At 74.5% G+C, this 8208-nt stretch carries 9 protein-coding genes and 1 pseudogene; 5 read left to right on the top strand and 5 right to left on the bottom strand.

The features are described 5' to 3' along the window. A partial coding sequence (locus tag HUW36_RS19990; protein ID WP_174529569.1) for an MMPL family transporter occupies positions 1-1635 on the bottom strand: 1635 nt, incomplete at its 3' end. 113 nt (positions 1636-1748) lie between these two features. Here HUW36_RS19990 and HUW36_RS19985 point away from each other — a divergent pair. Beyond that, positions 1749-2711 (top strand): hypothetical protein, encoded by a 963-nt coding sequence (locus tag HUW36_RS19985; protein ID WP_174529568.1) that lies wholly within the window; start codon positions 1749-1751, stop codon positions 2709-2711. A 9-nt stretch (positions 2712-2720) separates the two neighbouring features. Here HUW36_RS19985 and HUW36_RS19980 read toward each other — a convergent pair whose 3' ends face one another. Beyond that, the gene (locus HUW36_RS19980) at positions 2721-3464 is read right to left on the bottom strand and encodes an MBL fold metallo-hydrolase (RefSeq protein WP_174529567.1); all 744 of its coding nucleotides are present in this window, start codon (positions 3462-3464) and stop codon (positions 2721-2723) included. Positions 3465-3557: 93 nt separating this feature from the next. Here HUW36_RS19980 and HUW36_RS19975 point away from each other — a divergent pair, with 93 nt between their 5' ends. Together HUW36_RS19975 and HUW36_RS19970 are read left to right on the top strand one after the other, a co-directional pair. Beyond that, a complete protein-coding gene (locus HUW36_RS19975) occupies positions 3558-3923 on the top strand; it encodes a VOC family protein (RefSeq protein ID WP_174529566.1) in 366 nt (121 codons plus the stop codon). A gap of 4 nt (positions 3924-3927) precedes the next feature. After that, positions 3928-4662: a YqjF family protein gene (locus HUW36_RS19970; RefSeq protein WP_174529565.1), complete on the top strand. Its 735-nt coding sequence runs from the start codon at positions 3928-3930 to the stop codon at positions 4660-4662. 5 nt (positions 4663-4667) lie between these two features. Here HUW36_RS19970 and yidD read toward each other — a convergent pair whose 3' ends face one another. Next, positions 4668-5042 carry a membrane protein insertion efficiency factor YidD gene (yidD, locus tag HUW36_RS19965; protein WP_246248237.1) on the bottom strand — a complete coding sequence of 125 codons (375 nt, stop codon included), beginning with the start codon at positions 5040-5042 and terminating at the stop codon, positions 4668-4670. Positions 5043-5170: 128 nt separating this feature from the next. Between yidD and HUW36_RS19960 the strand changes: the two genes are divergently transcribed. Further along, a complete protein-coding gene (locus HUW36_RS19960) occupies positions 5171-6031 on the top strand; it encodes an AraC family transcriptional regulator (protein ID WP_174529564.1) in 861 nt (286 codons plus the stop codon). On the opposite strand, the gene HUW36_RS19955 is transcribed toward HUW36_RS19960, so the two are convergent. Further along, positions 6028-7203, bottom strand: a complete 1176-nt coding sequence (locus HUW36_RS19955; protein WP_174529563.1) for a phosphotransferase — start codon at positions 7201-7203, stop codon at positions 6028-6030. The genes HUW36_RS19960 and HUW36_RS19955 overlap by 4 nt on opposite strands. Positions 7204-7311: 108 nt before the next feature. On the opposite strand from HUW36_RS19955, the gene HUW36_RS19950 reads away from it, so the two are divergent. Beyond that, positions 7312-7884: a hypothetical protein gene (locus HUW36_RS19950; protein WP_174529562.1), complete on the top strand. Its 573-nt coding sequence runs from the start codon at positions 7312-7314 to the stop codon at positions 7882-7884. A 4-nt stretch (positions 7885-7888) separates the two neighbouring features. Here the strand turns inward: HUW36_RS19950 and HUW36_RS19945 are convergent. After that, positions 7889-8208: pseudogene (locus HUW36_RS19945) on the bottom strand (hypothetical protein); the annotation flags it as partial.

The raw sequence follows: 8208 nt of genomic DNA, 5'->3' as shown, positions 1-8208 counted from the left end.
CAACGCGAGGATCAGTGCGATCAGGCCGGCGGCCACCGGCAGGATCACCGAGAGGTCGCGGTTGTTCGCCGAGTTGATGTCGGCGAAGATCGCGGTCGGGCCGCCGACCAGTGCCTTCGTACCCTCCGGGGCCTTGGCGTGCAGGTCGTCGCGCAGGTCGTCGCGAACCAGGCTGATCGCCTCGTTGGAGACCGGGTTCTCGTCGAGCAGCAGGTTGAGCCGGGCCACGCTCGGGTCGGTGGCGCTGCGCTCCGGCGGCTGCACCCGGGCGACGCCGGGCGCGCTCGCCGAGGCGGCGGCGAAGTCGTTGACCTGCTGGTCGGTGAGCGGGGTGCCGTTGCCGGTGGTCAGGTAGACCTCGGTGGGCGCGAGCGCGCCGGCGGCGAAGCCGCGCTGGAGGTCCTTGGCGGCCCGCGCGGACTCGGTGTCCTGCGGGAAGCCGGCGCTGAAGTCGTAGTCGGCCTTGTAGCCGAGCACCCCGGCGGCGAGCGCGACAAGCAGCGCGCCGGAGGCCGCGGCCACCACGGCGGGCCGGCGGCCGACGGCGGCGCCGAGCCGTCGGGACAGGCTTGCCTTCGGCGTACGCTGCCACGCCTTCGACGGCCAGAACACCCACCGGCCGAGCAGCGACACCAGCGCCGGGATCAGGGTCAGCGAGGTGACCAGCATGACGGCGACGGCGATGGCGAGCGCCGGGCCGAGCGAGCCGAAGAAGCCCAGCGAGGCGAGCAGCAGCACCAGGAACGCGACGATGACCGCGCCGGCGGCGGAGGTGATGACCTCGCCGACCCGCTGCACCGTGACGATCATCGCGGTGCGCTTGTCGTCGCCGGCGCGCAGCCGTTCCCGGTAGCGGAACAGCAGGAACAGGATGTAGTCGGTGCCGATGCCGAACAGCACGATCAGCAGGATGGTCTGGAGGTCCTGGCTGACGTTGAGGTCGAACGCCTTGCCGGCGGCGGCGACCAGGCCGGTGGTGACGGACATGACCACGCTGATCACCACGACGGGCAGCAGCGCGGCGATCGGGCTGCGGAAGATGATCAGGATCAGCCCGATGATGAGGATGATGGTGGCGACGCCGACGACCGCGAACGCGGAGTTGAACGTGTCCTCGTTGTCGACGAAGCTGGCCACGTCGCCGGCCACACCGGCGGTCAGGCCGCTGCCGGCCAGGTCCGGCCCGAGGTCGGCGCGCAGGTCGCGGACGGCGTCGAGCAGCTTCGGGTCGTCCGGGGTGTCGGCGTCGAGGCCGACGGAGATGATCTGCACCGACTTGTCCGGCGCGACGGCCTGCGGGCCGGTGAGGTAGCCGGAGGTCTGCGGGATGTTGCGGGCCTTGAGCGCCTGAGCGAGCTGCCCGACGCGGGCCTCGTCGGCCGGGGTGAGCGGCTTGCCGTCGCTGCGCTTGACCACGATGGTGGCGGTGGCGGTCGCCGCCTGCGGGAACGACTTCGTGGCCAGCTCGGTGGCCTGAACCGACTCGTAGGAGCGCGGCAGGAAGCTCTCCTGGTCGGCGGAGGTGATGTCGCTCAGCGACGGGCTGGTGACGACGATGGCGATCGCGGCCAGGAGCCAGCCGCCGATCACCCACCATGCCTTGCCGACGACGAATCTGCCCAGTCGCTCGAACATCGTTTCCCCCGTGTGTTCGACTGCCTCGCGCCGGATCCTACCCTCCGTGAGCAATCCTTTTCGGACCGGCACGCGGCCTGGCGCCGATGTTCCCGCTGGTCGAGGATCGGTGGATGACCGAGCGCCCCGGCGTTCCCGCCGTCCTGGCGGCGTGGTTCCTGGCGACCGTGCCGGCCCCGCTGGTGTGGTTCGAGTGGACGCACCGGTGGGAGGAGGACCAGCCGCTGTCGTCCGCGCTGTGGTGGCCGGCGCTGGCGTCGCCGGTCCTGGCCGGCCTGCTGGCCGCCGGGCGACCCCGCCGGCGTGGCGTACCCGGCCTCCCGCTGACCGTCGGCGTGTCCACGCTTGTCACGGCGGTGCTGCTGGCCGGGTCGCTGGCGTTCTTCCGCTGGGTGGTGCCGCTGACCGGCGACGCCCGCTGGGGGCGGGCTCTGCTCGGCGGGCTGGCGCTCGCGGTCGGCGGCGCGCTGATCGGGTACGCCGCCCGCGGGCGCCTGCCCCGCCGGCACCGACCGGCGTCCTGGCGCGGCTATCTGATCGGCGGGGTCGCCGTGATGCTCGGGGCCGTGCTGGCGCAGACCACGGTACGGCTCGGCGCCGAGGGCAGCACGGTCGGTCAACCCCCCACGGAGTACGGCGGGGTCGGGCCCTACGCGACGTCGGCGGGACGGTTCACGGCGCCGGCCGCCGGGGCGTACGCGATCTTCTCGGTGGGGTTCGCCTCGACGGACCCGGAGTGCCGGGTCGACGGCGTCGGCAGGTCCGCCGAGCCGGTGTCCGTGCCGCCCGGCGACTACGGGGGCGATGCCGCGTCGTACGCCTGGGTGGCCACGGTCCGGGTGCCGGCGGCCGGGGTGTGGACGCTTGAGTGCCGCAGCCCGGACCCGGAGGCGTCCTACGTGGTGGGTGACGTGCCGGAGATCCGGGGCGCGGTGGGCTCGCTGATCCACTGGCCGGTCGGCCTGATCTGGTTGGTCGGCGCCCTTCCCGGCCTGCTGGTCGTCGGGGCGACCGCGCGCCGGCGGGCCGGAGCGGAGGCCCGGGCGACCGCCGGAGGGGACGGCCGGGAGCGGTAGACGCTCCGGTCAGGCGACGTCCACCACCAGGTCGGCGGTGGCGACCGCGATCTCACCGGTGTACTCCTCGGCGGCCGCGGCACGGGCGGCGGTGTGGTCGGTGCCGGGCCGCAGATGGGTCAGCAGCAGGCGCCGCACACCGGCGGCCTGCGCCTGCCGGCCGGCCTGGCGTGCGCTCGACTGATGCTCCCGCGAGTCCTCCGGCACCTCGCGCAGGTAGGTGGCCTCGGCGACGAGGAGGTCGGCGTCCCGGGCCAGCGCCACCACGTCGGGGCTCGGGCCGGTGTCCCCCGTGTACGCGAGCACCCGGCCGCCCGCGTCGAGCCGGATGCCGGCGTTGGGCACCCAGTGCGGCAGCAGGCGGGTCTCGGCCCGGAACGGGCCGATGTCGAGGGTGTCGCCGGCGGTGAACTCGTGCGGCACGTACGCCGCGTCGAGCATGCCCGGGCGGTCGAGGGCCAGCACCGCGTCCAGCGCACCGGGCAGCGCGTACACCGGTACCGGCGGCGGCGGGTCGTCCCGCAGCGCGCGGGCCCGCAGGAACGGGTTCAGGTCGGCGCAGTGGTCGGGGTGCCCGTGGCTGACGAACACGGCGTCCACCTCGTCGGCGGTGACGTGCGCCAGCAGCCGGGGCAGCGTGGCGTAGCCGAGGTCGAGCAGCAGCCGGAATCCGGCCTCCTCCACGAGGAAGCCGCTGCACGCCTGGCCCGCCTCGGGCCAGACCCCGCACCCGCCGAGCACTGTGAGCCGCATCGGACGACCGTACCGCCGCCGTGGCGTTGCGGCGTGCAATGTCACAGGCGGCTCGTAGCCTTGCGGGGTCATCGACGATCGCAGGGAGGCGACGTGCTCGACCACTTCTCCGTAGCGGTGCGCGACCTGGGGGCCGCCGGCGCCTTCTACGACGCGGTGCTCGCGCCGCTGGGCGGGCGGCGGATCATGGAGCCCGGCCCGATCGGCTACGGCGTCGACGCGCCCGACTTCTGGGTCGAGCCCGCGCCGGCCGACGCCGCCCCGGTGCCGGTGCACATCGCGTTCACCGCGCCCGACCGGGCCGCCGTGCGGGCGTTCCACGACGCGGCGCTGGCGGCCGGCGCCGAGGTGCTGCACGCGCCGAAGGAGTGGCCGGAATACCACGCGGCCTACTACGGCGCGTTCGTCCGCGACCCGGACGGCAACAACGTCGAGGCGGTCTGCCACCGGCCGGAGTGACCCGGTGGAGGCCGAGCCGGTCGAGCACTCGCCCGCACGCGCCATCCGCCGGGCGTGGCTGGCCCAGCGCTGGCACGATCTCACCTTCCTGCACTGGGCGGTCCCGCCGGAGCGGGTCGCGCCGCTGCTGCCGGCCGGCACCCGGCCCGACACGCTCGACGGGTTCACCTACGTCGGGCTGATCGGTTTCCGGATGGTCGGGCTGGGGCTCGGCCGAGGGCCGGGCGTGCCGTACTTCGGCACGTTCTGGGAGACGAACGTGCAACTCTACTCGGTCGACGGCGCGGGCCGACGGGCGGTCGTGTTCCGCTCGCTGGACGCGTCCCGGCTGGTGCCGGTGCTGGTGGCCCAGGCCGGCCTGCGCCTGCCCTACAAGTGGTCGGCGATGCGGCTGGAGCGCTCCGGCGACACGCTCACCTACCGCTGCCGCCGGCGCTGGCCAGGCCCGACCGGCGCGACGAGCGCGATGACCGTCCGCGTCGGCGCTGCGATCCCCGACCCGACGCCGTTGGAGCACTTCCTCACCGCGCGTTGGGGCCTGCACACCCGGGCGTACGGCGCCACCCAGCACCTGCCGAACTGGCACCCGCGGTGGCCGCTGCACCGCGCCGACCTGCTCCACCTGGACGACGAGCTGGTGACCGCCGCCGGCCTGCCCGCACCGGACGGGCCGCCGGTGAGCGTCCTGCACTCCCCCGGCGTGCCCGTCGTCTTCGGCGGCCCCACCCGGGTCCCCTGACCCGGTCAGCGCAGCGGGTCGGGGGTGCCGTGCGGGACGTCGGGGCGGCAGCGGCGCACCCGGTCGGCGGCCATCCGACCGCCCACCGCCAGCCCGTGTCGCTCGACCGCCGCCAGCCCGTACGCGCTGCACGTCGGCGTGTAGCGGCACGTCCCCGGCCAACGGTGCGAGAGCCACCGCCGGTAGCCGAGAATGGCGGCCCGACCGGCCCGGTCGACGGCGGGCGCCCGGACCACGCCGGCGGTCACCGAGCCGAGCGTGAGCAGCGTCGAGAACAGGCCCAGGTCGCAGCAGCCAGGACCGTCACAGTCGAGCAGGTCGCAGTCGCAGTCGCACCAGTCCCGGTCCTTCTTCTTTTTCCTGTGGTGTCGCTTCCGCATGATCACGAGGTCATGATGCGACACCGCCGCCAGCCGGTCACCGGCCGACCGGAACGGGTCCGGCGGGGTCGGGTCGGTGGGCGGCCGGCACCCTAGCGTCGAAGGCGTAACCAGGAAGGAGCACCCGCGTGCTGGACCGCCTCAACCAGGCCATGGACCACCTCGAACAGCGGCTCGACCAGCCACTGGACGTGCCGGAGCTGGCCCGGATCGCCTGCGTGTCGGAGCACCACTTCCGGCGGCTCTTCTCGGCGTTGGCCGGGGTGCCACTGTCGGAGTACGTGCGCCGCCGCCGGCTCACCCTCGCCGCCGCCGACGTGCTCGCCGGCCGGGAGTCGCTGCTCGACGTTGCGGTGCGCTGGGGCTACGGCTCGAACGAGGCGTTCGCCCGCGCGTTCCGGTCGGTGCACGGCGTCGGCCCGGCCGAGGCGCGGCGGACCGGGGCGGTGCTGCGCTCCCAGCCGCGGATGTCCTTCCGACTCGTCGTCGAAGGGAGCACCAGCATGGACTACCGAATCGTGACCAAGGACGCCTTCCGGCTCGTCGGGCTGAAGGCCCGGGTGCCGCTGGTCCACGAGGGGATGAACCCGCACATCGTGGCGTTCGTGAAGGGCATCGACCCGGCGACCGTACGCCGGATCGAGGCCCTGTCCGACCAGGAGCCGCACGGGATCGTCAACGTCAGCGACGACCTGGCCGGGTCCCGGGAGGAGGGCACCGAACTGGACTACTGGCACGGGGTGGTGACCGGCGCGGAGGTGCCGGACGGCCTGGACAGCCTGCCGGTGGCGGCCGGCGACTGGGCGGTCTTCCGCAGCTCCGGGGCGTTCCCGCAGGCGTTGCAGTACCTGTGGCGTGACGTGTTCACCCAGTGGTTCCCGTCGAACCCGTACGAGATCCGCCCCGGGCCGGAGATCTCCCGGGTGCGGGTCGCCGAGGGCGGCGGCACCGCCGACGCGGAGCTGTGGATCCCGGTACGCCGGGTCTAGGCCGCCGCGGCGGCGCGCGCCAACGCGGCCGGCACGTCGTGCACGTGGTAGGGGTGTTCGCTCGGTTCGATGCCGGCGACGAACATCGCGTACACGGCGGCCAGCCGCAGCGGCGCGACCGGCCGGAGCAGCTCGACGGCGCGGCGGGGGTCGCTGCCGGGCACATCGGCGCGCCACCGGGCGGCCCACGCGTCGACGAGGCGGTCGGCGGCGGCCGGGTCGAGGTCCTCGGTGAGGCGCAGGATGTCGAAGGCGGGGTGGCCGACGAACGCGTCCGCCCAGTCGATGACGACCCGTCGGGTCCCGTCGCCGCGCACGTTGCCCGGGTGCAGGTCGCCGTGCACGAGCGTGTCGGGCAGTCCGCAGTCGCGTACCCGGGCGAGCCGGTCGTCGAGCCGGTCGAGCAGGCGGGCGGCGACGGTGACGTCGTGGCCCGCCAGCCGTTCCCGGACCCACCGGCCCAGGCCCAACCCCCGAAGATCGGGTACGCCGCCGGCAACCAGCCGGTCCGCCTCACCCACGGCCCGAACCTGCACCGCGTGGTGCCCGGCCGCGATCGCCGTCCGCTCACCCTCCCCCGCCCCGTACCGGTCCTCCCCCGGCACGTGCCCCAGCAACACCCGTCCCCGCTCCCCCACGCCGAGCACCTCCACCCCGCCCTCCACCTCGTCGACGGTGGAGCGGAGCCAGTGGAGGACTGTGGGTTCGTGGGCGGCGAACGGGGGGAGCTGTTTGAGCCAGGCGGGGCCGAGGGGGGTGTCCAGGCGCCAGATCGCGGAGAGGTTCCAGGTGCGCTGCTGGGTCACGGCGGTCACCGGGCGGCCGAGTCGCCGCAGCTCCTCGGTGGCCCAGGCGACGCTGCGCGCCGGGCCGCCCGCCTCCGCCCACGGCATGCGCAGCGGGTGCGGCGCGAGGTCCACGGCGACCGGCTCCAGGGGTACGCGAGGAGCGTCGGCGACCTGGGCGAGATAGCGGACGTGGCCGCCGGGCGGCGCGGGACGGTCGGCGTCGAGCAGCCGCAGCACGGCCACCTCCACACCGTGCCGTCGGCGGGCCGCGTCGACGACCGAGGCGACCTGCTGCCACCACGGGTCCGGCACGTCGAACGGGGGCAGCGCGCCGAGCAGCCGCCCGACGGCGTCGACCAGGACCACTGAGACGATGCGGAACACGCCCGGACGCTAACCGGGCACCCCTACGGGAGGCGAGCGGATTGATCCGGGAGTGATGCGGGACCGTTCCCGGATGTCGCGGGGACGGGCGGTCGGCAGGCTGAGGCGATGACCCCCCTCGATTCCCGCACGCGTCCCGCGTACTCCTGGTTGCGACCGACCGCCGTGGCCGCGGCGTCGCTACTGCTCGGCTACGGCCTGCTGCGCCTGCTCGACCGCCTGGACGGGCACAGCGACAAGGGCGCCTGGGCCTGGAACACCGGACACGCGTTGTTCCTCCTCGGCGTCCTCTGCTTCGCGGCGCTGATCGTCGGGCTGCACGGCCTGTTGCGGAGCCGCTCGACCCGACTGCGGACACTGGACGACGCGGCCGCACTGGCCGGCCTGGTCGGCGCGGCCGCCTTCGTCTGGGTGATCCTCGGCGACCTGTTCCCGCGCTTCGCCGAGGCGGTGGACACCCCCGACCCGGTCCTGCTCGGTGGGCCCCTGCTGTTCGAGGTGGGTCTGCTGGTGCTGCTCTACCGGGCGGCGGCGACGCGGCTGCTGCCGGTGTGGGCACCGGTGCTGGTGCTCGTCGGGTTCATCGCGATCGCGGTGAACCTGGACCTGTTGCCGGTCGGGGCCGCGCTGGTCCTCGTCGGCCTGACACCGCTGCGGGTCACGCCTCGACCGGTGGGGTGACCCGTCAGCTCCAGACGGTGCGCCGCAGCCCCTGGTGGCCGGCGCACACGTCGCGCTGGCCGCCGGTCCGGCTGATCACGCCGTCGCGGCACTGCACCAGCCAGCCCCGGTCGGACCAGAACCCGGGGGCGCAGGTGAACCAGTCGCAGATCCCGGTGGCCGGCTTGCGGATCCGTGTGCCGCCGCAGAAGTCGTACCCGAAGGGGTTCGCCGGGGCGCCGCAGCGTCGCTCGGCGGCGGGCTGCGGGACCGTGGTGCGCGACGGCGTCGGGCGGGTGCGCCGGGGCGTCGGGCTGGTGCTGGGCCGGACCTGGACGGCCGGGG

The sequence above is a fragment of the Micromonospora maritima genome (assembly GCF_902825405.1).
In the GTDB taxonomy this organism is placed as follows: Bacteria; Actinomycetota; Actinomycetes; order Mycobacteriales; family Micromonosporaceae; genus Micromonospora; species Micromonospora maritima.
The sequence above is the reverse complement of the archived record's forward strand: the minus strand, read 5'-3'. Positions and strand labels throughout refer to the sequence as shown.

Coding starts and splice junctions, on each gene's coding strand:
- HUW36_RS19985 (WP_174529568.1), top strand. CDS start 1,749: ATGACCGAGCGCCCCGGCGTTCCCGCCGTCCTGGCGGCGTGGTTCCTG.
- HUW36_RS19980 (WP_174529567.1), bottom strand. CDS start 3,464: ATGCGGCTCACAGTGCTCGGCGGGTGCGGGGTCTGGCCCGAGGCGGGC.
- yidD (WP_246248237.1), bottom strand. CDS start 5,042: ATGCGGAAGCGACACCACAGGAAAAAGAAGAAGGACCGGGACTGGTGC.
- HUW36_RS19950 (WP_174529562.1), top strand. CDS start 7,312: ATGACCCCCCTCGATTCCCGCACGCGTCCCGCGTACTCCTGGTTGCGA.